This is a genomic window from Vagococcus silagei (assembly GCF_004795745.1).
GTDB lineage: Bacteria > Bacillota > Bacilli > Lactobacillales > Vagococcaceae > Vagococcus > Vagococcus silagei.
The window spans coordinates 124343-146353 of the sequence record NZ_SDGV01000004.1 but is presented as its reverse complement, the minus strand read 5'-3'; the positions used below and the strand labels follow the sequence as shown (position 1 = coordinate 146353).

At 34.9% G+C, this 22011-nt stretch carries 23 protein-coding genes; 19 read left to right on the top strand and 4 right to left on the bottom strand.

Annotated features, from left to right (window positions below):
• Positions 1-9 precede the first annotated feature (9 nt).
• Positions 10-1233, bottom strand: a complete 1224-nt coding sequence (locus ESZ54_RS02195; protein WP_136136038.1) for an SPFH domain-containing protein — start codon at positions 1231-1233, stop codon at positions 10-12.
• A 175-nt stretch (positions 1234-1408) separates the two neighbouring features.
• Between ESZ54_RS02195 and dnaX the strand changes: the two genes are divergently transcribed.
• From dnaX to guaC, 17 genes are all read left to right on the top strand, one after another.
• Positions 1409-3112, top strand: a complete 1704-nt coding sequence (gene dnaX, locus ESZ54_RS02190) for a DNA polymerase III subunit gamma/tau (protein WP_136136037.1) — start codon at positions 1409-1411, stop codon at positions 3110-3112.
• Positions 3113-3148: 36 nt separating this feature from the next.
• The gene (locus ESZ54_RS02185) at positions 3149-3463 is read left to right on the top strand and encodes a YbaB/EbfC family nucleoid-associated protein (RefSeq protein WP_204249502.1); all 315 of its coding nucleotides are present in this window, start codon (positions 3149-3151) and stop codon (positions 3461-3463) included.
• Between the two features lie 75 nt (positions 3464-3538).
• Positions 3539-4135 (top strand): recombination mediator RecR, encoded by a 597-nt coding sequence (gene recR / locus ESZ54_RS02180; protein WP_136136036.1) that lies wholly within the window; start codon positions 3539-3541, stop codon positions 4133-4135.
• Positions 4136-4164: 29 nt separating this feature from the next.
• The gene (tmk, locus tag ESZ54_RS02175) at positions 4165-4809 is read left to right on the top strand and encodes a dTMP kinase (RefSeq protein WP_136136035.1); all 645 of its coding nucleotides are present in this window, start codon (positions 4165-4167) and stop codon (positions 4807-4809) included.
• Between the two features lie 17 nt (positions 4810-4826).
• Positions 4827-5156 carry a cyclic-di-AMP receptor gene (locus tag ESZ54_RS02170; protein ID WP_136136034.1) on the top strand — a complete coding sequence of 110 codons (330 nt, stop codon included), beginning with the start codon at positions 4827-4829 and terminating at the stop codon, positions 5154-5156.
• Entirely contained in the window at positions 5156-6079 is a 924-nt protein-coding gene (locus ESZ54_RS02165) for a hypothetical protein (RefSeq protein ID WP_136136033.1), read from the top strand. The genes ESZ54_RS02170 and ESZ54_RS02165 overlap by 1 nt, the downstream gene beginning before the upstream one ends.
• A gap of 12 nt (positions 6080-6091) precedes the next feature.
• Positions 6092-6901 carry a PSP1 domain-containing protein gene (locus ESZ54_RS02160; RefSeq protein WP_136136032.1) on the top strand — a complete coding sequence of 270 codons (810 nt, stop codon included), beginning with the start codon at positions 6092-6094 and terminating at the stop codon, positions 6899-6901.
• Positions 6902-6926: 25 nt separating this feature from the next.
• Positions 6927-7250, top strand: a complete 324-nt coding sequence (locus ESZ54_RS02155) for an initiation control protein YabA (RefSeq protein WP_136136031.1) — start codon at positions 6927-6929, stop codon at positions 7248-7250.
• A gap of 195 nt (positions 7251-7445) precedes the next feature.
• Complete coding sequence (rsmI, locus tag ESZ54_RS02150) at positions 7446-8342, top strand: 16S rRNA (cytidine(1402)-2'-O)-methyltransferase (RefSeq protein ID WP_136136030.1); 897 nt, start codon at positions 7446-7448, stop codon at positions 8340-8342.
• Between the two features lie 145 nt (positions 8343-8487).
• On the top strand, positions 8488-10383 hold the full coding sequence (locus tag ESZ54_RS02145; RefSeq protein WP_136136029.1) for a coiled-coil domain-containing protein: 1896 nt from the start codon (positions 8488-8490) through the stop codon (positions 10381-10383).
• A 21-nt stretch (positions 10384-10404) separates the two neighbouring features.
• A complete protein-coding gene (locus ESZ54_RS02140) occupies positions 10405-11997 on the top strand; it encodes a glucosaminidase domain-containing protein (protein ID WP_136136028.1) in 1593 nt (530 codons plus the stop codon).
• 89 nt (positions 11998-12086) lie between these two features.
• The gene (locus ESZ54_RS02135; RefSeq protein WP_136136027.1) at positions 12087-12662 is read left to right on the top strand and encodes a xanthine phosphoribosyltransferase; all 576 of its coding nucleotides are present in this window, start codon (positions 12087-12089) and stop codon (positions 12660-12662) included.
• Positions 12663-12828: 166 nt separating this feature from the next.
• Positions 12829-13959 (top strand): ATP-grasp domain-containing protein, encoded by a 1131-nt coding sequence (locus ESZ54_RS02130; protein ID WP_204249501.1) that lies wholly within the window; start codon positions 12829-12831, stop codon positions 13957-13959.
• A gap of 20 nt (positions 13960-13979) precedes the next feature.
• Positions 13980-14618: a GntR family transcriptional regulator gene (locus ESZ54_RS02125; RefSeq protein ID WP_136136025.1), complete on the top strand. Its 639-nt coding sequence runs from the start codon at positions 13980-13982 to the stop codon at positions 14616-14618.
• Between the two features lie 30 nt (positions 14619-14648).
• Positions 14649-15512 carry an ATP-binding cassette domain-containing protein gene (locus ESZ54_RS02120; protein ID WP_136136024.1) on the top strand — a complete coding sequence of 288 codons (864 nt, stop codon included), beginning with the start codon at positions 14649-14651 and terminating at the stop codon, positions 15510-15512.
• Between the two features lie 16 nt (positions 15513-15528).
• The gene (locus ESZ54_RS02115) at positions 15529-16293 is read left to right on the top strand and encodes a hypothetical protein (RefSeq protein ID WP_136136023.1); all 765 of its coding nucleotides are present in this window, start codon (positions 15529-15531) and stop codon (positions 16291-16293) included.
• A gap of 167 nt (positions 16294-16460) precedes the next feature.
• A complete protein-coding gene (gene guaC, locus ESZ54_RS02110) occupies positions 16461-17438 on the top strand; it encodes a GMP reductase (RefSeq protein ID WP_136136022.1) in 978 nt (325 codons plus the stop codon).
• A 253-nt stretch (positions 17439-17691) separates the two neighbouring features.
• Here the strand turns inward: guaC and yidA are convergent, their stop codons facing one another.
• The 3 genes from yidA to ESZ54_RS02095 are packed head-to-tail and all read right to left on the bottom strand — an operon-like array spanning position 17692 to position 20722.
• A complete protein-coding gene (gene yidA / locus ESZ54_RS02105) occupies positions 17692-18501 on the bottom strand; it encodes a sugar-phosphatase (protein ID WP_136136021.1) in 810 nt (269 codons plus the stop codon).
• A 17-nt stretch (positions 18502-18518) separates the two neighbouring features.
• Positions 18519-19871: an HD domain-containing protein gene (locus ESZ54_RS02100; RefSeq protein ID WP_136136020.1), complete on the bottom strand. Its 1353-nt coding sequence runs from the start codon at positions 19869-19871 to the stop codon at positions 18519-18521.
• A 2-nt stretch (positions 19872-19873) separates the two neighbouring features.
• Positions 19874-20722, bottom strand: a complete 849-nt coding sequence (locus ESZ54_RS02095) for a lipoate--protein ligase family protein (protein ID WP_136136019.1) — start codon at positions 20720-20722, stop codon at positions 19874-19876.
• Between the two features lie 143 nt (positions 20723-20865).
• On the opposite strand from ESZ54_RS02095, the gene ESZ54_RS02090 reads away from it, so the two are divergent.
• The gene (locus tag ESZ54_RS02090; protein ID WP_136136018.1) at positions 20866-21303 is read left to right on the top strand and encodes a YwiB family protein; all 438 of its coding nucleotides are present in this window, start codon (positions 20866-20868) and stop codon (positions 21301-21303) included.
• Between the two features lie 130 nt (positions 21304-21433).
• On the top strand, positions 21434-22003 hold the full coding sequence (gene rpoE, locus ESZ54_RS02085) for a DNA-directed RNA polymerase subunit delta (RefSeq protein WP_420824348.1): 570 nt from the start codon (positions 21434-21436) through the stop codon (positions 22001-22003).
• Positions 22004-22011: the final 8 nt, after the last annotated feature.

The following is a 22011-nucleotide window of genomic DNA, read 5'->3' as shown; positions in this document are numbered from 1 at the left end:
AAACCTTTTTTATAGTGGAACTGCTTGGAATGCTTGACCGCATTCGGGACAGAATTTTGGCATTTGGTCAACAATGGTTACGACTTCGTGACAACTAGCGCAACGCATTTTTATACCTTGAGAATTACCAGCTGGAGCAGGTTTTGGTGTACCGCATTCGGAGCAGAATTTACCTGTATTGACTGTGCCATCTTGTGGACAAGTCCATGAATCTTCATTTGCTACTTGTTGTTGTTTCATTTGTTCTTGATTTGTTTGTGATGCTTGACCAAAGAAATTACCAGCGGCTCCCATACCAGTACCAACACCCATAAAGCCGGTCATACTACCACCTTCGTTTGAACCCGCATCTTTCAACCCTTCAGCAATCGAGCCTTGAACAAACCCTTCGCGAATATTCGCGTCTCCAAGCATCGCACCTTTATTACGCATATTGATTAAATCTTTTGAGTCGTCTGTGTATGAAATACTTGCGACTGCAACAGAGACAACTTCCATCCCACGTAGATGACGCCATTCTTCATCTAAAACAGTACTCATTTGTTTACTTAATTCCATACTTTTTGATGGAATATACGAAATACGCTCTCCCATAGCTGACATTTGATTGATTGATGTTTGTAAAGCTGTTAAAAACTCAGCTAGAAATTGTTCATTGATTTCATCAATCGTAATGTGTTTTTTGTCTTTACCGGCTACATTTGTATAGAATAAAATTGGATCGACAATCTGAACTGAATAATTACCATGCGCTCTTAAGAAAAGTTCAGCATTATAAAAATTATCAAAATAATTGAGTGGGCTACTCGTACCAAATTTAATGCCACGAATTTCTTGTAAGTTAATATAGATCACTTGTTGTTTTTGAGGTGTGACACCACCAAATTTGAAACGATTAAATGATTCTTGAATCGCTTCACGCATACCACCTGTGAACATTGAAGGTGCTAAATCGTTTTGCACTGTGTAGTAACCTTCTTCGGCAGTGAAATCGATAATTTTACCACCGTCAACTAAGAGCATCATTGTATTGGGATAAACGTGAATCACGGATCCATCAGTGATTACATCGTCAGTGCCTTTTTTATTTGATCCTCGTTTTTCATTTTTACGAACTTTAGTTCCAGTTGTTAAAACAGTTTGATCACTTAAACTATCTGGTTCGATAATTTCAAGCCATTGATCAGCTAAACCACCAGAAATTGAACTTGTTGCTGCTTTTATAAGACCCATGAAAATCACTCCTTCGTTTGTTTGTTTATATTTTATCATAGTCTAAACCTAACTCACAATCATCCTAAAGTATGAGAGAATCGAGTTGATTTGTTTTCCTTTGTTTATGTGGCATTTTTGAGTCAGTTACCGTATAATGTAAGGAGTTGAAATTCGAATTGAGAGGAGCGTTTATGTGACGTATCAAGCATTGTATCGCCAATGGCGTAGCCAAACTTTTGATGATTTAGTTGGTCAAAAAATGATCACGCAAACATTAAAGAATGCGATCTCACAGCAAAAAATTTCACATGCCTATTTATTTACAGGGCCTCGAGGAACTGGAAAAACTAGTGCGGCTAAAATTTTTGCAAAAGCTGTCAATTGTCCAAATAGTCAAGACGGTGAACCTTGTAATACTTGCCCAAGCTGTATAGGGATTACCGATGGTTCGATTAATGATGTCTTAGAAATTGATGCGGCTAGTAATAATGGTGTCGAAGAAATTCGTGATATTCGCGATAAGGTAAAATACGCCCCAACTCAAGTTAAATATAAAGTTTATATTATTGATGAAGTGCACATGTTGTCGACAGGAGCTTTTAATGCACTCTTAAAAACATTAGAAGAACCGCCAGAACACGTCATTTTTATTTTGGCGACAACAGAACCGCACAAAATTCCGGCAACAATTATCTCGCGAACGCAGCGTTTTGATTTTAAACGGATTACGTTAAGTGAGATTGAAGCACATTTAAAAGCTATTTTAGAGAGTAAGGAAACACCATTTGAAGAAGAAGCACTTAAAATTATTGCGCGTTCGGCTGAAGGTGGAATGCGAGATGCTTTAAGTATTTTGGATCAAGCTATTTCTTATAGTTCCGGTACGATAACTGTTGAAGATGCACTAGAAGTAACAGGGAGTTTAACTAATGATATGATGGATCGCTATTTAATCGCGGTTCAGAATCATCAAACTGAAGAAGCTTTAGAATTAATGAATCTTTTGATGACGGAAGGCAAGGATAGTCAACGAATTGTTGAAAATCTATTATTATACTGTCGCGATATTTTAATGTTTCAACAAGCACCGAATTTAGTTGCGGAACAACGTGGTTACTTAACAGATGACTTCAAACAATTAAGTTCCTCAACAGAACAAGTTGTGATTTATCAGTGGATTGAGCATTTCAATCAAACACTTAAGGAATTAAAATTTAGTGATCAACCAACCATTTATCTTGAAATCTTGAGTATTAAATTGGCAACACGTCAAGCCAAAATGATTTCAGAATCATCAGATGGTGATGGTGGGGCATCATCGGTTGAATTCGAGCGTTTGCAAATGAAAGTTACTGAGTTGGAACAATTAATTCAGGAATTAAAAAAATCAATTTCTCAAACGGCAGTCACTCAGACGAAAACGTCAGAACCTAAACGAACTAAAAAAACCGGTTCTTATCGTGTACCAGTTGAAGCGGTTTATGGTGTATTATCAGCTGCAACTAAAGAACATTTGGAACGCGTTCACGATGCGTGGGAAGAATTGATGAGTATGTTAAGTGTGACACAGCGAGCGCTAGTCAAGGCAAGTGAAGTTGTTGCCGCAAGTCCTAAAGGGATTGTCATGGCTTTTGATTACGAAATACTGTGTCAAAAAGTCAACCAAGATGTCGAATTGCAACAAACCATTCGTCAAGGGATGAATCGTTTGATACAATATGAACCAGAGCTAATAACAATCCCCAAAAATGAATGGGGAACGTTAAGGAAAAACTACATTAATCAAATGAACGACCAAGATATGCCTCGTGATGAAACACCACCAACTCAGAGAAATCCTATTGTTGATGAAGCGAAGGAATTATTTGGTTCATTAGTTGATGTTGTAGATGATTAAAAAAATAATATAGAAATTTAAGGAGACTGATTTAATATGATGCGCGGAATGGGAAATATGCAAGGTATGATGAAACAAATGCAAAAAATGCAAAAGGAAATGACAGCTGCCAAAGATGAGTTAGACCAAAAAGAATTCACAGGTCAAGCAGCAAATGGCCTAGTTGAAGTTATCATGACTGGTAATAAACGTGTGAAAGATATTGCAATTAAACCAGAAGTCGTTGATCCTGATGATGTTGATATGATTCAAGATTTAGTTTTAACAGCTGTTAATGATTGTTTAGAAAAAATTGACGTTGAAACAGAAAATACAATGGGTCAATATGCTAAAGGAATCCCTGGATTCTAGACAAAAATCAATATCAAGAAAAGAGGCTTTCCCGTTTGGGCCAGCCTCGTTTTTTGGCAGAAAGTAGGAAAAATGATGCAATACCCAACTCCAATTGCTAAATTAATAGATAGTTATATGAAATTACCGGGAATTGGTGCTAAAACAGCCACTCGTTTAGCATTTTATACACTAACAATGCGTGAGGAAGACGTAACCGATTTTGCCAAGGCTTTGATTAGTGTTAAACGTGATCTGCATTTTTGTGATGTGTGCGGAAATATTACAGATGAAGCAACATGTGATATTTGTCGTGATCAAACGCGTGATCGTTCTGTAATTTTAGTTGTGGAAGAACCAAAAGATGTGATGTCAATGGAGAAAATGCGGGAATATCGTGGATTGTATCATGTTTTAAATGGTGTTATTTCACCGATGGACGGAACAGGTCCGGATGATCTTAATATTGCATCTTTAATTAAACGCTTACAAAACGATGAAGTACAAGAAGTCATTCTAGCAATGAATGCGACGACTGAAGGTGAAGCAACAGCTATGTACTTATCACGTCTGATTAAACCAGCGGGAATCAAAGTAACACGTTTGGCACACGGATTGGCTGTTGGAAGTGATATTGAGTACGCAGATGAAGTAACACTATTAAGAGCCGTTGAAGGCCGAACAGAATTATAAAAATAAGGATAGTATAGGTGGTAAGACGCATGGCAGGCAAATTTATTACAATTGAAGGTCCAGACGGCGCTGGAAAATCGACGATTATAAAACTAGTGGCTGAACGCATGGAAGCTGATTCGGCAATTCCAGTGTTATTAACACGTGAACCAGGTGGAATTCGCATTTCAGAAGCAATTCGTGAAATCATTCTCTCACCTGAAAATACTGAGATGGACGACCGAACAGAAGCACTTCTATATGCTGCTGCAAGACGTCAGCATTTGGTTCAAAAAGTAAGACCAGCACTTTTACGAGGCGAAACGGTTCTTTGTGACCGCTTTGTGGACAGTTCTTTAGCTTATCAAGGAGCTGGTAGAAAGTTAGGTATGGAGCATGTTTGGGCTATTAATCAGTTTGCAATTGAGGATACCATGCCAGATTTAACTCTTTACCTCGACATTGAATCTCATCTTGGTTTAGAACGGATTAATAAAGGTCGTAAAGCAGAGGACTTGGATCGCTTGGATCAAGAGGATTTAGCCTTTCATGAACGTGTGAGAGATGCCTATTTACTACTGTTAAAAGAACATCCTGAACGAATTAGTTTAGTAGATGCTTCTGAAAATATAGAATCTGTTGTTGATGCATGTTACAATTTAATCAGAGAACGATTTAATAACGAGTTATTTTAGAAAGGGATGTTTGGAAGATGAAGATTATTTTAGCTATTGTTCAAGATAAAGATAGCAACCGTTTATCAAGTGAATTTACGAAAAATAATGTACGAGTGACGAAACTATCGACGACAGGTGGTTTCTTGCGAGCAGGGAATACAACATTTATCGTCGGAATTGAAGACGAACGTATTGACGAAGTTTTAGAAATTATTAAAGAAACATGTCGTTCACGTGAACAATACATCACATCACCACTTAGTCTCGATATGCCAATGGATGTCCATAGTGCCCATCCTATTGAAGTAAAAGTTGGTGGCGCAACGGTCTTTGTTTTACCAGTTGAAGGGTTTTATCATTATTAATGAAAAACAATATTCAAGAAGTTAAAATGCATCAACCACAATTGGTTCGTTTTTTTAATAAAGTTTCAGCAGAACAAAAAATTAACCATTCATATATTTTTGAAGGCTTAGACCGAGATGATGTCTATGCTTTTAGCTTATGGATTGCGCAACTTGTTTTATGTCGGGAAAAACAAGCAGATGGTTCTGCGTGTGGCGTTTGTTCTGTCTGTCGTCGTGTTGCAACTTTAGATTATCCTGATCTTTTGACGATTGAACCAGACGGTCAATCGCTTAAAGTTGAACAAATTCAAAATGCAAAACAGATAATGATGAAAAGTGCACTTGAAGGGCAAGCCAAAATATTAATTATACGAGATAGTGAAAAGATGACACCGAGTTCTGGCAATCGTCTATTAAAATTTATCGAAGAACCTGAGGGTGAAACGTATATTTTCTTCTTAACGTCCCAAGCAGGGCAATTATTAACAACGATTAAATCGAGATGTCAACAATTTACTTTCATGCCTATTTCAAAAAAAGTGATTACAGCAGATTTAGTTGCTAAACAAGTACCTCAATCTAAAGCTGAAATAATCGCAGAAGTCAGTAATTCCTTATCAGAAGCAGTTGAATTAATTGCAGATGAGTGGTTTAATGATGCTAAGTCAAATGTTGAAAAATGGTATAGCTATTTATCTAAAAGAGATCCATTAGCATTTGTTTATGTCCAACAGTACTTAGTGAAATTAGCAAAAGAACGTGAACAGCAATGGCTTATTTTTGATTTGCTTATTGCGTTTATTAAGTCCAGTGCCCAAAGGGCAGAAGTCGTGGCTACGGAAATAGATTTAGTTTTAGCTGCACGTCAAAAGCTGAAATCAAATGTCAGTTTTCAAAATGTCTGTGAACAGTTAGTCTGGCGTTTGATGAACAAAGCTTAAGGAGGAAATCAAATGGTTGAAGTAGTTGGAGTGCGTTTTAAGCCGGCGGGTCGGATTTATTATTATGCACCTGAACGTCAAAAAGAATATCAATATCGAGATTATGTTGTCGTTGAGTCTCAAAAGGTGAAAGAAATCGCAGAAGTCGCAATTCCAAGTAAAGAGATTTCACCAGATGAATTACCTGATGACTTGCAAACGATTTTATATACAGCAACAGAAAAGCATTTAAAAAAAGTCGCGAAAAATGAAGAAGATGCTAAAATAGCACTTAAAGAAGCTCAAAAAATTGTCAGCGATCATCGTTTAGAGATGAAGTTGGTTAGTGTAGCGTACTCATTTGACCGCAGTAAAATGACTTTTTGTTTTACAGCTGATAATCGCATTGACTTTCGTGAGTTAGTTAAGGATTTGGCTGCAACCTATAAAACGCGTATCGAGTTAAAGCAAATTGGTGTCCGTGATGAAGCCAAAATTTTAGGTGGTATTGGACCATGTGGCCGACCACTTTGTTGTAGTACATTTTTAGGTGATTTTGTTCCAGTCTCAATAAAAATGGCAAAAGAACAAAGCTTGTCTTTAAATCCTACAAAAATTTCAGGACTGTGCGGTCGCTTAATGTGTTGCTTAAACTATGAGAATAGTGAATATGAGCGTTTGAGAAAATTGATGCCAGATTATGGTAAAAAAGTTGAAACACCTGATGGACCTGGTAAGGTCATTGGATTAAATATCTTGGAAGAGATTGTTAAAGTGAAATTGGTTAATCGTGAAACACCAATTGAATTTGATGCAAGTGAACTAACACTGATTAAAGAATAGAGATTTGTTGAAAAGGAAGATTGACATGGAAAAAATAAAGTTGTATGAAGAATTAGTGGAATTTGAAAGTAAATTACAAACCATGTTAGTACAAGTTGGTGAGATGAAAAATGTTGTAGATTTACTCTTGGAACAAAATTTAAATCTAGAGCTTGAAAATCAACATTTACGAGACAAACTCGAAAAAACAGAAATTCATGATGATGGTAAACAAGAGTTGTCAAAATCACGTTTAAATCTAGAAAAACTTTATGAGGAAGGGTTCCATGTCTGTAAAGATTTTTATGGTTCAAGACGAGAAAATCATGAAGAATGTGTTTTTTGTTCAAGTATGATTTATGGTAAATAATTTTTTTGGTAATCAAATTTGAGCAAAAAAGACAGACTAATAGTGAATTTAGTTTGAAGAATAGGTTAATGTTCTTGATCAAATAGTCTAACTGGTAACCACGAACGAGTGCTTTTAAGCCTTGTTCGTGGTTATCTCTTATTACTGAGAGAAATTGCTGAGTAGATAACAGAAATGAATATTAAGGAGATTGAAATGAGAAAACAAAAAAGTTTTAAAGGTGAGACCAATTCGTTTGGAAAACTGTATCTTGTACCAACCCCAATTGGAAATTTAGAAGATATGACCTTTCGTTCAGTCAAAACTTTGCATGACGTCGCATTAATTGCGAGCGAAGATACACGTAATACACAAAAATTATTAAACCATTTTGAAATAAAAACCAAACAAATTAGTTTACATGAGCACAATGTAAAAGAACGGATTCCAGAACTTATCACATATTTAGAAGAGGGAACGAGCATTGCTCAAGTGAGTGATGCGGGCATGCCATCGATTAGTGACCCAGGACATGAACTTGTTTTAGCGGCAATTGAAGCTGAAATTGCGGTTGTTGCATTGCCAGGTGCAAGTGCTGGAATTACAGCTTTGATTGCTTCAGGTATCACACCGCAACCATTCACCTTTTATGGTTTTTTACCACGTAAAAAGGGCGAGCAATTAAGTGAACTAGAAAAATTAGCTAAACATCGTGAAACGTTAATTTTTTACGAGTCTCCTTATCGAGTAGCGAAAACACTGGAAACTATGTTGACACATTTTGAACCAACAAGATTAGTGACTGTTTGTCGTGAATTAACTAAAATCCATGAAGAATATTTACGAGGGTCATTAAGTGAAGTGTTAGAATATTGTCAAGAAACACCATTGAAGGGCGAATGCTGCTTAATTGTCGAAGGCTTTAGTGGCGAAGCAGTACTAGAAGTAGCAGTGGATTTGAATTTATCTTTAAAAGAACAAGTGATTCTATTAATGGAGAATGAGAAATTAACTTCGAAAGAAGCGATAAAAAAAGTTGCTAAAAGACAGGGACTAAAAAAACAAGAGGTCTACTTGGAATATCATGAAGAAAATGTTGTCTCCGATAACTAAAGTCTATTGCATAATATGGTAGTTATGCTATAATTTTATTGTATATCTTTGTGTCTAAGTCTACAAAAAAGGAAATAAATTTAAGTAAAACACCAAGTTAAACAGTAAATGAATGAGTGTAAATATGGTAGTGAGGTGACGTTGATTGTTTAGTAACTGGTTAAAAAGAAAAGATAACTCAGATGACTCTTTAGATGAACAAACTAATGAGTCTAGGCAAGCATCGGAATCTACGGAAGCACCACAATCGTCTCCCAAACCGGATGATGAATTGACTTCACTAGATGCGATGCAGGAAGTGATTGACCCTGATTTTAAATTAGATCAATCAGAAGATGATGATTATTTTTATTATTATTATTATGTGGATGAACCTGTTGCACAAGGTCCAACAATTCCACTCTTAACAAAAGAGGAATTAGAGGGACAGGTTGAACCAACATTAGAGCAAAATCCGACTATGAATGCTTCTAATCCAGTGGTTATGAGCGAAGATTTCCCTTCAGTCGAAGCCTTGATGGAAGAAAATGCGACCTTAAAAGAAATGGTTCAAACTCTAAAAGTGGATCAGGATAGTCAAGAAAATCTACGCGATAAATTGAAAGCTTTAGACACAAAGTTTGAGAGTCTTGCCACTGAATATTCTGATAGACAAAGTGCTACAGAAGAAGATATTAAAGCCAAAAATGAGTTAATTAACTCATTAAATGAACAGTTGGATCAAGCTAAATCAGATCAAACATTATCTGATGAACTTAAAGCCAAATTAAGCGAGTTATCTGAGAGTAATCTTGATATCAGTCAAAAATTTGATGAAATGTCAAAATTATTATCTGATAAAGAAACTGAGTTAGAAACAATCTCTAATTCGCTAGCTACACAACTTCAAGAAAAAGATGATGTGTTACGTGAATTTAAAGAAAAAGCGCAAGAGGAATTAACGACTGTCAAAGCTGAACAAGCAGAAACAGTTAAATTATTAGAAGAAGCACAAACTAAAACAACAGATTTAGTCAATGAGTTGGCGCTTCAAAAAGAAGAAAATGCTGATCAAAAACGTATTTTTGAAGAAGAAAAACAAGTAATTGTTCAAGAAAACTCTGAAAAACTACGTGAACTTGAAGCGATGCAAGACGCATACGAAAAAGAAAAAGAAGCTCGAATTGCATTGGAAGCAAAACTTTCAGAGTCTCAGAATACGCAGTCAACTACGACAGATAGCATGAAAGTCTTGGTTACAGAAAATGAAGAATTAATGCAAACAATTAGTGATTTAGAAAAAGCACTAACTGGAAAAGACGAAGCATCAGAAAAAGAACAAGTTGTGATTCAAGAACTTAATCGCGAACTTGAAGATTTAGAACAAGAGATTAAAAAAATGCAAGCAATGGAAAGTAATTTAACTGACCAGTACCAAGGTCAATTAAAAGGTTTGTCAGCATCGCAAGAAGATACAGATAAAAGTGAACGGGAGTTAGTTGAGATGAACGAAAAATACGAAAATGAAGTAAGCAAACGCGAACAACTAGAAAAAGAATTAGCAGAATTGAAAGAAAATCAATCAATGCTTACAAACTTAGAGCAAGAAATTCATAATATGAAAGCTCAACAACAATCAGTGACAGAAACATTAACTGAGTTATCAACTGAAAAAGAAAAAAATCAACGTCTAGTTCAAGAGATTGAAACTCTTAAAACACAAGAAACACCAGATGTTCAAGTGTTGAAACAAGAATTAGACCGTGTGAAAGCTGAACTTCGTGTTGCCAATGAACAATTAACACAAACTGGTGGTATGAACCAAGCTGATATCGCGCAAGTTATGTTAGAAGCACAAGCAAGAGCAAGACAAATTGTTGAAGTTGCTAACTATGATGCAAAACGTAAAGTTTCAGAAGCTGAAACTGAATTAAGTGTTGTGAGCCAAGAAGCACGCAATTACTATCGTAAATTAACAAGATTAAAAGCAGAATCAGAAGTAATCTTCTCTGATTTATTACGTAAATTAGAATCGATTGGAAATGTTGAACGTCTGCAATAAACAGAATTGAGGTGAGGAACTTTGGTTACTAACAAACACGGGGGAATTAGTTTTAGAAAGACGGTATCGTCGCTATGTATTGGGGCTACATTATTATCAATTAGTACACCTGTAATTGGGACTTATGTTGAAGCGGAAACGCTAAAAGAAGGCCCAACGGATTCAAGTTCGTTAGTCAGTAACAGTGGGATTTACCAAAAGGCGGGCGTAAATGCTAGAAGAGCAACAGCAACTGAATCTTCTTCCTCTGAAGGATCAAATTCAGAGTCTTCTAAAGATCTGGAAACAAACGAAGAAGAAGTCATCACAACGCCGTCAAGTTCAACAAATAATTCTAGTTCATCAAAAGGCAATTCAAATAATAATTCAAATAGCGGTAATCAAAATAGCAATAGCTCATCAAGAGATGAAGAAGTTGTTGCGAAACCAGAAAAAAAAGATTCAGATAACAAAAGTGAATCAGAAGAAACTAAACCATCCGCGGCAGACAATACACCAATTACGTATACACGAAATATTTCAACATTAGAATTTGTTGAAGAGATTGGTGAAGATGCACGTGAAATTGGACAAAAATATGACTTATACGCATCTGTGATGATTGCCCAAGCGATTTTAGAAAGTGCATCAGGTAATAGCCGCTTAGCCAAGTCACCAAATAATAACCTTTTTGGTATCAAAGGTAAATTTCAAGGTAATTATGTTGAGATGCCAACGTTAGAAGATAATGGTAAAGGCGGTATGTATACTGTTAGTGCTAAATTTAGAAAATATCCAGATAAAAAAGCCTCAATTGATGACTATGCGTCATTAATGAAGGGTGGTACTGATAATCAATCAAGTTACTATGCTGGTGCCTTTAAATCAAACACACAAAATTATCGTGAAGCAACAAATTTTTTAACAGGACGCTACGCAACCGATACACGTTATTATGAAAAATTAAATGGCTTAATTGAAACATATGATTTAACTAAATACGATCAAAAGAAAGCTAAAGCAGAAGTAAGTCAAAAGACGCCAGAAACGATTGATTTTATTAAAGATATTTCTGGAGATGCTAAAAAAATAGCAGAAAAAAATGATATGTATGCATCTGTCTTAATTGCTGAAGCAGTGATTAAGAGTAATTCTGGTAAACATCCTTTAGCTAAGGGACATAATATCTATGAGTTAACAGGTGAATACGAAGGTAAGAGTAAATCCATTGATTATTTCAAAAAAGAAAATAATAAAATGGTCTTAAAAGAAGAAAATTTCAAAGAATATCCTTCTTACGAAGCAAGTATCTCTGATTATATAGATACGTTAAAGAAAGATTCAGATAATTTTGCTGAAATGACGTTAGCTAAAAAAGATAATTATCGTAAAGTTACAGCTTTTTTAACAGCACAAAATAAAGACGATCGTCAATATCATAAAAAATTAAATACAATTATTGAAACATATGATTTAACAAAATATGATAAAAAAGCAACTGTTAAAGATGATAAAGCTAAACGTAAAGAAAAAGAAAGAACTTTATCAATGTTGAATAAAGTTGGTAATAGTTTATCAAAAACATTATCAGAAAGTTTGAACCAACCAGTGAAGTATGAAATTGGTGAATCTTAATGAAGCAAGAAGTAATTCTCAAGAATGTTTAGCACATTTTGGGGATTACTTTTTTTTAACAACCTTATTAAATATGGAGGGTAATATAGATGAAAGCACTAGAATTAGTGATTAATCGAGAAGCAGTTGTTGTTAATCAAGAGTCGATCAAAGTTGATAATTTTTTAACGCAACAAGTAAATCCTCAGTTAATGAACTTAATTGGTGAAGAGTTTTTTGATTTATTTGGAAATTGTAAAGTGACCAAGGTGTTGACTTTAGAATCCTCAGGAGTACCTCCAGCAATTTTTGTTGCTCAAAAATTTGGTGTCCCATTAATCTATGCGAGGAAACAAACAAATTTATCTGTTGAACAAGATTATTCACTGTCACATGTCCCAACATATAACCCGCAAGTTACGAATCGTATCTTAATTTCAAGACGACATTTAACACCAAATGATCATATTCTGATTATCGATAATATATTAGCAAAAGGTGATAGCGTCTTGGGAATGATTGATATCTGTCAACAAGCAGGTGCGACTGTAGAGGGTGTTGGTATTGTGATTGAAAAATCATTTCAAGAGGGCCGGTTAAAACTAAATCAATATGGATTTCGTGTTGAGTCATTGGCGCGAATTGCGTCGCTGAATAATAATAGAATTCAATTTTTACGTGATTAGTTCAATAAGAAATATATTCATAATCGGATACTTAAAATAAAAAGGTTGTTATTTAAAATATCCCACTTTTTAACAAATTATTTATAAACAGAATGATTTATTTCTTTACACTTAACCTACTGATTGATACTATTAAGTTATGTTAAAAAGAAAGTAGTTGAGAAAATTGTCGAAAGTTATACTACCGAATCAGACAATTGGTATTATTGGAGGAAACCATTTGGCACGCTTTATGTGTTTTTCTGCGAAAAAAATGGGTTGTCGTGTGATAGCTCTTGATCCAGATATAAATAGTGCAGCTTCATCAATCGTAGATGAACAAATTGTCGGCAACTATAACGATGGATTCGGTTTGTTAGAGTTGATTCAAAAAAGTGATATCATCACTTATGAATCAGAATTGGCAGATGCGCAGACGTTAGACTATTTAAAAGCTAAAACCAAAATACCTCAAGGTGTATTTGGACTGGAAGTCACTCAAGATCGACGCTTGGAGCGAGAGTTCTTGAACCATCATTTGATAAACATATCACCATATACTGTTGCTTACTTAATTTCAGAAGTTCGTGAAGCTGGCCGTAGTTTGGGTTATCCATTAGTGGTAAAAAATATCCATCGCGATGTCTTAATTGACAGTCATTATGTTATCTGTTCAGAAGCAGAAGTGGATAAAGCCGTCCCCTTTGTGCAACAAGGAGGCTGCTTGATTGAACCTTTTCTTAAGATTCAGCGTGAGCTCTTTATTACCATTGCTGTTAATAAAAAAGGTGACTACACCTTGTTCCCAATCGTGGAAACTAAGCATGGGAAGAATGGTGAATTAAAAGAAGTCTATGCTTCTTATGATGATTTAAGTGAAGACTTAGAAAATCAAATTGTTTTAATTGGAAAAGTAATTGCTTCAGAATTAAATACCAGTGGTGTGATTGGTGTGGAACTCTTTTTAATGGAGAACGGCAACTTATACGTTAATGAAATTTCAACACGCCCTCATGAAGCTGGACTTTTTACTATGGATAGCTGTAATTTTTCTGTGTTTGATACGCATATTAAAGGAATTTGTAATTTACCAATGCCCGAGATTTGTCAATTCATTCCATCGATTTCTATTATGATTTCAGAGGAAAATGTATCACTTATAACCTCGCTTATGACCAAAAAAAGAAATTGGCATTATTATTTTTATAAGCCTCAAAATTTAATATCAGCTCATACTCAAATTGGTCATGTCACGATACTCTCTGATAATTTTGCAGAAACAAAACAAGAGTTAAAATATCTAGGGCTCATAAAATAGAGTGATTGGGGATTAATATTATGGGGAAAAAATTAAAAGCTCAAGAAATTGCCTATGAGTATATTAAGGAAATGATTGATTCAAATTCTTGGGAAACAGGAGTTAAATTAATCGAACAAGATATTTCGGAGACCCTTGGCATTAGCCGAACGCCAATTCGTGAAGCAATTCAACGTTTAGTGGATGAAGAGTATCTTCAAAAAGAAGTAAATAAAGGTGTTACGATAAATAAAAAAATAATATCAAAAAAAGAATTTGTTGAACGATCACAGCTAGTTGAAATTCTTTTATCAAATTATATATTTCAACTACAAATTAAAGGTCGAAATTTGGATATTAATGCGTGTAAAAAAATTTTAGAGGAGATAACCTTTACAAATCAAGTGAAAAAAAGAGCGCAACAGGTGACTCATTTTTTAGAATTGTTTTTTATAGAAATGGACAACCATCTTATTAAGTCACTTATTATTAAACAATTTGACCAAATGAGTTATGCGAAGTTTCCGCATGATTCGCTTCATTTTTATTACGATGAGTTTGTTCGTTCGTTTAGAAAAGTTTTAGAACACGTAAATACACAAAAATACGACTTCGCTAGAAAAGAAGTTAGGATTTTTGTGAATCGTTTAAATCTTGAATTAATTGACCAGCAAGTTTAATAAATATTTTTTTGGGATATGGAGTTTGTTATGAATATCGAAATTTCAAATGTTGTTAAGAAATATGGCATACTTACCGTACTTGATGTTGAAGAGCTTACTTTCAAAAGTGGTCATTCGTATGGAATTGTGGGCCCAAATGGATCAGGAAAAACAACCCTGTTCAAATGTATTACAAATATTATTACCGATTATTCTGGAACTGTTTTAATTGACGGACGTGATGTTCGTGAGGTAAATGAAATCCTGTTAAGTGTCGGAATAGTATTGGATGGTATGTCTGTTTACGAGAATCAAACAGGTTTATTTAATATCGAGTATTTTTCGAAATTACGTGGTGAATACAATTCTGAATTTGCATTAGAATTAGCGCGCGAGCTTGAGTTGGAAGATGTGTTGAAACGACAAGTTAGAACCTATTCATATGGGATGATAAAAAAATTAATCTTGTTAATCGCACTCTTACATGAACCTAAAATTTTAATTTTGGATGAGCCGTTTCGTGGTCTAGATGCTGAAACAGTTAGCTGGTTTAAAAAATATCTGAAAAAATTGACAGATAAAGGAATGACTTTGCTTATTTCAAGTCATGTTAAAGAAGATATTGTCTCACTTTGTGAAGAAGTTGTTGTGATTAAAAAAGGACAAATTGACAATCAAATTAATCTTGCTGAATTCCAAGAAAAACTAATTCGAGATGTGGTTACGACAAATCAGGATGGTTTTATTGCGATACTTGAAGCGACAAACTATTATTATCAAGTTCGTAGTACGGGTATTCGTGTCAATATTAGAGATGAGCGATGGAAGAGTGTGAAAGATCAATTAGATCAACAAGGTATTGACATTACGTCATTAGCAATTGTCCATATTTTAGACAACAAAATGAACTAAAAAGGGAGTGGAGTCAGTGACTGGTTTATTAATTTTTAAAGGTGAATTTTTTAAGTATTTTAATGAAAAAAAATATTTGTTAACAATGTTAATCTTGTTTGTTTTTAATACTTTGAGTGTCTTTTATTTTAAGTATTTGTCTTCATTAAGTGATCAAGCGGTTGATAGTTCAAGCGATGTATTTGCTGCATTTATTGCTTTATTCGGTTTATTATTTTTTACAAGCTATATTGCCACATTTGTTTTTATGTTTTATTATCCGTTTCATTTGCTATCAATGGACTATAAAAACAATGTCATGGCTTTACTGGTTGCTTCAGGTGTCAATCGTACCCGATTATTTTTTAGTAAGGTAGGTGCAGCTTTAATTTGGACATTTGCAGTCAGTGTTGTCGTTTTTGTCGTACCATTTTTGGTGATGTTAATGTTCATGATTAAGTCAGCTGACTTAAATTTTGTTCTATATAGCTTCTTGGAAGGTTTTGGCGTTTTCGGTAAGTCATTTGTTGAGATTGGTTTTGATATAATCCTAAAACTTTTATTATCAACTGTGACACTCTTTTTAGCGACAATTATGTTAAAAGGTCGTGGCTTGTCGATACTACTATTCTTTGGTCTAAATATGGCAACTAGTCTTGTTATTGGACTATTCAATATTATTCCGATAAAATTGAATTTTAGTTTCTTAGGTTTGAGATTATATACCTATTTAACAATGATCATTGCGATCCTTGTTATCATCGTTTTAGGCCTTGAAAGAATGAAAAAGCAGAATTTGTAAAGTGAAATCCGAACATTAGAAAGTTTGTCTGCAAGAAATATATTATATTTCTTGCATTTTTTTTTGAAATAGGTTAGATTGTCATAGGAGCTAACAAAAGAATGTTATAACATTACTTTTGTTCGGCTTTAATCCAAAATATTGAGGATGTCTAGGAGGAATGACAAATGAAAATATTTGATTACGAAGATGTACAACTAGTTCCAAACAAGTGTGTTGTTGAAAGTCGCTCAGAATGTGATACAACAGTGACACTAGGTGGACGTAACTTTAAGTTGCCAGTTGTTCCTGCAAATATGCAAACAATTATTGATGAAACTGTTGCTGAAAAATTAGCTACAGAAGGCTATTTTTATATTATGCACCGTTTTGATGAAGAAGGGCGCATTCCATTCATTAAAAAAATGCACGATAAAGGCTTAATTGCTTCAATTAGTGTGGGTGTCAAACCTGCTGAATATGATTTTGTGAAACAACTCGCTACAGAAGAACTTGTACCAGATTATGTAACCATTGATATTGCTCACGGTCATTCTGACAGTGTTATCAATATGATTAAACACTTAAAAGAATATTTACCAACTTCTTTTGTAATTGCTGGAAATGTCGGCACACCAGAAGCAGTTCGTGAACTTGAAAATGCAGGTGCAGATGCAACGAAAGTTGGTATTGGCCCTGGTAAAGTATGTATTACAAAACTTAAAACAGGCTTTGGAACGGGCGGATGGCAATTATCGGCTGTACGTCGTTGTAGTAAAGCCGCACGTAAACCAATTATTGCTGATGGAGGTATTCGTACACACGGTGATATTGCTAAATCAATTCGTTTCGGTGCTACGATGGTTATGATAGGTTCATTATTTGCAGGACACGAAGAGTCTCCTGGTCAAATGAAGGAAGAAAACGGCGAATTATTTAAAGAGTATTTCGGTAGTGCGTCGGAATATCAAAAAGGCGAACATAAAAATGTCGAAGGTAAAAAAATCTGGATTAAATATCGCGGAAAATTATCAGACACATTAAACGAAATGCAACAAGACTTACAATCATCAATCTCATATTCAGGCGGTAAAGACTTAGAAGCAATTCGCAAAGTCGATTACGTCATCGTAAAAAATTCAATCTTTAACGGAGATATATTTTAAAATAAGGTAATTTTTTTGGCGTCTTGGGATGAGCAGTAAGACAATCCTGATAATCAGGCGATTTTTACCTGATTATCAGGATTGACTTATTGCCGAACCCCAGCTCACGTAACCCAGTTAACCCAAGGTAATACAGTCTTTCTTGGTCTTTTCTACAAGTCCAAGAAAAATCACACTATTTTGAAAAAAAGCTAGTCCCAACCAATCGAGTGTCGATTGATTGAGGACTAGCTTTTTTAGTTGTTACTTTTTCTTACAAGACCCATTCATTAATAGCATAAGCAACACCATGCTCATCATTTGTCTTAGTAATTTTATTCGCTATCTCTTTAACAGCGGGCACAGCGTTACCCATAGCAACACCTAGTCCAGCGAATTCAATCATGGTTAAATCGTTTTCGTTATCACCAAGCGTCATAACTTCTTCTGGTTTAATCTTGAGTAATTCAGAAAGTTCTTTAACAGCAGCCCCTTTTGTTGCTTGTTTATTTAAAACTTCGTAATAATAAGGTGCACTTTTAACCATTGCAAAGCGTTCTTGATAGTCTTTTGGTACTTGTTTAATGGCAGCATCTAAAAGTTCTTGATGATCAATCATCATTGACTTGATAATATGCATGTCTGGTGTCATTTCGTCAACAGAGCGATATGATAATGGAATACCAGTTAAAGTAGCTTCTTCAATTGTATATTCGCTGATATCGCGATTTGCAGTGTACATACGGTCATGGTCTTGAACATGGAAATGCACGCCTAATTTACGTGATAAGTATTCGATTTCAAGATAATCGTCAAAAGTTAAACCATGTTCAACTAGGATTTCTTTGGTACCGGCATTTTGAACTAACGCGCCATTGTATGTCACAACGAAGCTATGGTCGTTTTCTAGACCTAATTCTTGAATTAAAGGAATGACCCCAATCGTTGGGCGACCAGTTGCAAGGATAATGTTCACTCCTTGATCAGTTGCTTTCTTGACCGCAGCTTTAACCTCTGTAGTTAATTTTCGTTCTGAGTTCAGTAAAGTACCATCGATGTCGATGGCGACAAGTTTAATAGACAAATTTTTCCACTCCTTCATTATTCTTCGATTAATGTCCCATTTTTTATGTGGCGATTAAATCGTTTTATTTCCTCTTCAAATAAAGTATAGGTATCTGATTGATGAGAAGCAAGCATTTCTTTAGGAAAGAAGAGACGTTTGTCACCAGTTATTTTACCTGTAATGGCATTAACAAGATAGCTAGCTTTTGATAATTCAATCAGAGAACCATCCATTTGGTAGAGTTCAATTTGCGTCCGATGACGATTTTCAGCAGGTGCATAAAAATCATATGGTAAATCAAAACTTGAACTAATAGCGGTATAATACTTTGTATCAAAACCGACTGTCTCAATTAAGTCAGTTAGTAATGGTAGCATATGTTTAGCTTGATCATCAAATGAGATTGATTTAAGTGGTTTTCGATTTAAAAAACGTTTTGCTAAATCACTTAATATTGGATCAGAATGCTCAGACCACAGAATAAAACTCGTTAATAGGACACCATCATCTAATTTTAGATAATCTTCTAAAGTAAAATTGCCTTTTAAGAATGGAATTAATAAAATTGAGTTTTGTTCAAAGTAGCTAGGAGCGTCATGGTAGACTTCTGTAGCTCGTTTGAGTAATCGGTCTAAAATGACTTCCATTCCTCTAGAAACAGGGTGAAAATAGATTTGCATGTACATTTGATAGCGACTTACAATATAATCTTCAACTGCGTGCATGCCGTTCATTTGAAAGACGATGCCTTCTTTATGAGGACGAATGACGCGTAGAATTCGAGTTAAATCAAAAGTACCATATTCTGTTCCAGTATAATAAGCATCTCTAAGTAAGTAATCCATGCGATCGGCATCAATTTGACTTGAAATTAATTGGACGACTTGCGGGTTTGGATAAGTTTTCTGAATCACACTCGCGACCTGTTCTGGAAATTCCGGTGAGACTTTGCGTAGAACTTGATTGACTTCAGTTTCTTTTGAGGTAATAATTTGAACCGTAATTTCTTCATGGTCGGTATTAAAAATTCCTTCAAAGGTGTGAGAATAGGGGCCGTGGCCAATATCATGAAGTAAGGCAGCACATTGTGCAATTAATTTTTCTTCAACATCCCAACCATTAACGGGATCGTCTGCTAATGAATAATGTCGTTTAAAATATTGACAAATGCGGCGTGTGATTTCGTAGACTCCAAGTGAATGCCCAAAACGAGAGTGTTCTGCACCGTGAAAAGTAAAAGAACTAGTCCCAAGTTGTTTGATTCGTCGAAGGCGTTGCATTTCTTTCGTATTAATTAAATCAAGAATAAGTGCGTCTTCCACGTGAACATAATTATGGATTGGATCACGGAAGACTCTTTCAGTTGTCAGTCTTTCAAAATATTTCATCCTTAAACTCCTTCCGCTTGAATGATCTCGTTTCTTTTAATCATTCGTTCAAATTGTTTTTGATAATCAACTTGCCAATCAGAACTATCGAGATAGATAGATAATTCTGAATTTACCAATGGTTCGATTGAAAAATAGCTGTTCATTGTTGCGCTTATTCGGTGCTTAACGTCACTAATAGTTAAAGGCAAGTCGAGTAAATCTGAAAGGTTAGCCATCGAATCCGCTCTAACTGGTGGGTAACCATCAGTACCAAAATGATCACCTAAAGACGATTGATAAAACTCATGTATTAACTTGCCACGTTTGGGTTGATCGCCATTCACACTTAAGTAGATCATGACAGAAATCCCATCTTTAACTCGTCTTTGCGCAATACCAGCAAATTTTTGGCCATTGATGGATAAATCAAAATCACCAGGACAATATGAATCTGTCACTTCAAAGGGCATGATTTTATCTGTTTGATCTTTAAAGGCATGTTGAATGATTTCTGTCATACATTCATAGCCAAAATTAATCGAAAGTTTTTCGTCATTAATAATGTGAGGGAAGATAAGTGAAAAATTTAATATTCCTGGATCACTCACAACGGCTAAGCCACCTGAATTACGGACCACGACATCAAAGTCCTGTGACTTTATATAGGCAACGCCTTTTTGCAAGTTTGTCACGCGTGTGTCTTTCATGCCAAGGATGACATGCGGAGTCATCTCCCAAAAGTGACCAATCACCATTGGATGCTGACCAACGTAGGTGGTGAGTAAGTCTGTATAAATAAAAGGATCATAATGATTCTTGGAATTGATTGTTTGCTCTTCATAGAGTGTTCCTGAAAGTTTAAGTTTCATGCTTGTAACTCCTTAAAATTAATTTACGTTTCTATTATACCTATTATAGAAGCGACCGCAAAATAAAAGGACAGCGGAAAGTTTGACAAATAGTAAAAAAATTAGCAAAATGAAGAAGAGAAAAGTTAGAGAAGAGTGAAAAAATGCAAGATAGAAAATCAATACCAGTTGAAATTAAAATAAGAACTGAAATGTTTCAAAATGATGAAATGAATGAACACTTTGTTGAGGTTTCAGGCCAAATGGTTCGGATTGGCGAAGTACTATATTTACGTTATGAAGAAATGGTAGAAGGCGTTGAAACTCCAGTCCCCGTTACCTTGAAAATTTTACCAGACGGTAAGGTGGAATTAATTCGTGCAGGGGATCTAAGAATGAAGTTACGCTTCCATTATCAAGAGTCTCAAGAAACACATTATAAATCACCATATGGTACTTTATATATTTCAACTTATACCAATAATATCCGTGTTAGCTTGAAAGACCGTCCTTATTCAGGACATGTTGTGATTGATTATGATTTATTTGCTGGTGAAGAAAAACTAGGGGTCTATCATTTAGATTTAACTTTTACAGCATAAGTGTAAAAAAAATGAAATAGGTAATTGCATTTTAGGTTCAGTTTATTGTATTATAGAGAGTAGACTGTGAAAGGACGTGTGCCGGTTGGAAATAAAAGCATTAGATGGCAATATTAAAAGTGAATTATCAATGATTGAAGTAGCGCATGCTATATTAGAACAGCATGGCGATATTATGGATTTTTCCGATTTAGTAAATCAAATCCAAGCGTATTTAGAAAAATCAGACAGTGAAATCAGAACAATTTTACCTCAATTTTATACAGACTTAAATATTGATGGTAGTTTTATTTCTTTAGGGGATAATCGTTGGGGCTTACGCGGCTGGTATCCGATTGATTCAATTGATGAAGAAGTTTCAGGAATTGATGAAGATGAAGAAGACACTCCACGTCGTAAAAAACGTAAAAAAGTTAACGCCTTTATCGGACAAGATGAAGATGCGATTGATTATAACGATGATGATCCAGAAGACGCTGAATTAAATGACGAAGACGAAGAAGACGATCTTTACGATGAAGATGAAGATGATTCAAAAGAAATCAAACAATATACATCTGATTTAACCGAAATTGGAGCAGATAATGATGTTGATGAAGATGAGGTTCCAGAGGGAGTCGAAGAAGATTTAACAATTGTTGATGATGAAGATTTATTTGATGAATCTGATGAAGAAGACGAAGAAAAAGTTGAAGAATAAATTTTGAG

Bases quoted from the DNA above. Each gene is read 5' to 3' on its own strand.
- ESZ54_RS02125 (WP_136136025.1), top strand. From the start codon at position 13,980: ATGGGGAAAAAATTAAAAGCTCAAGAAATTGCCTATGAGTATATTAAG.
- ESZ54_RS02165 (WP_136136033.1), top strand. From the start codon at position 5,156: ATGAAAAACAATATTCAAGAAGTTAAAATGCATCAACCACAATTGGTT.
- rsmI (WP_136136030.1), top strand. From the start codon at position 7,446: ATGAGAAAACAAAAAAGTTTTAAAGGTGAGACCAATTCGTTTGGAAAA.
- recR (WP_136136036.1), top strand. From the start codon at position 3,539: ATGCAATACCCAACTCCAATTGCTAAATTAATAGATAGTTATATGAAA.
- ESZ54_RS02135 (WP_136136027.1), top strand. From the start codon at position 12,087: ATGAAAGCACTAGAATTAGTGATTAATCGAGAAGCAGTTGTTGTTAAT.
- ESZ54_RS02170 (WP_136136034.1), top strand. From the start codon at position 4,827: ATGAAGATTATTTTAGCTATTGTTCAAGATAAAGATAGCAACCGTTTA.
- ESZ54_RS02100 (WP_136136020.1), bottom strand. From the start codon at position 19,871: ATGAAATATTTTGAAAGACTGACAACTGAAAGAGTCTTCCGTGATCCA.
- tmk (WP_136136035.1), top strand. From the start codon at position 4,165: ATGGCAGGCAAATTTATTACAATTGAAGGTCCAGACGGCGCTGGAAAA.
- ESZ54_RS02195 (WP_136136038.1), bottom strand. From the start codon at position 1,233: ATGGGTCTTATAAAAGCAGCAACAAGTTCAATTTCTGGTGGTTTAGCT.
- ESZ54_RS02120 (WP_136136024.1), top strand. From the start codon at position 14,649: ATGAATATCGAAATTTCAAATGTTGTTAAGAAATATGGCATACTTACC.
- ESZ54_RS02090 (WP_136136018.1), top strand. From the start codon at position 20,866: ATGCAAGATAGAAAATCAATACCAGTTGAAATTAAAATAAGAACTGAA.
- ESZ54_RS02185 (WP_204249502.1), top strand. From the start codon at position 3,149: ATGATGCGCGGAATGGGAAATATGCAAGGTATGATGAAACAAATGCAA.
- guaC (WP_136136022.1), top strand. From the start codon at position 16,461: ATGAAAATATTTGATTACGAAGATGTACAACTAGTTCCAAACAAGTGT.
- rpoE (WP_420824348.1), top strand. From the start codon at position 21,434: ATGATTGAAGTAGCGCATGCTATATTAGAACAGCATGGCGATATTATG.
- ESZ54_RS02155 (WP_136136031.1), top strand. From the start codon at position 6,927: ATGGAAAAAATAAAGTTGTATGAAGAATTAGTGGAATTTGAAAGTAAA.
- ESZ54_RS02160 (WP_136136032.1), top strand. From the start codon at position 6,092: ATGGTTGAAGTAGTTGGAGTGCGTTTTAAGCCGGCGGGTCGGATTTAT.
- ESZ54_RS02095 (WP_136136019.1), bottom strand. From the start codon at position 20,722: ATGAAACTTAAACTTTCAGGAACACTCTATGAAGAGCAAACAATCAAT.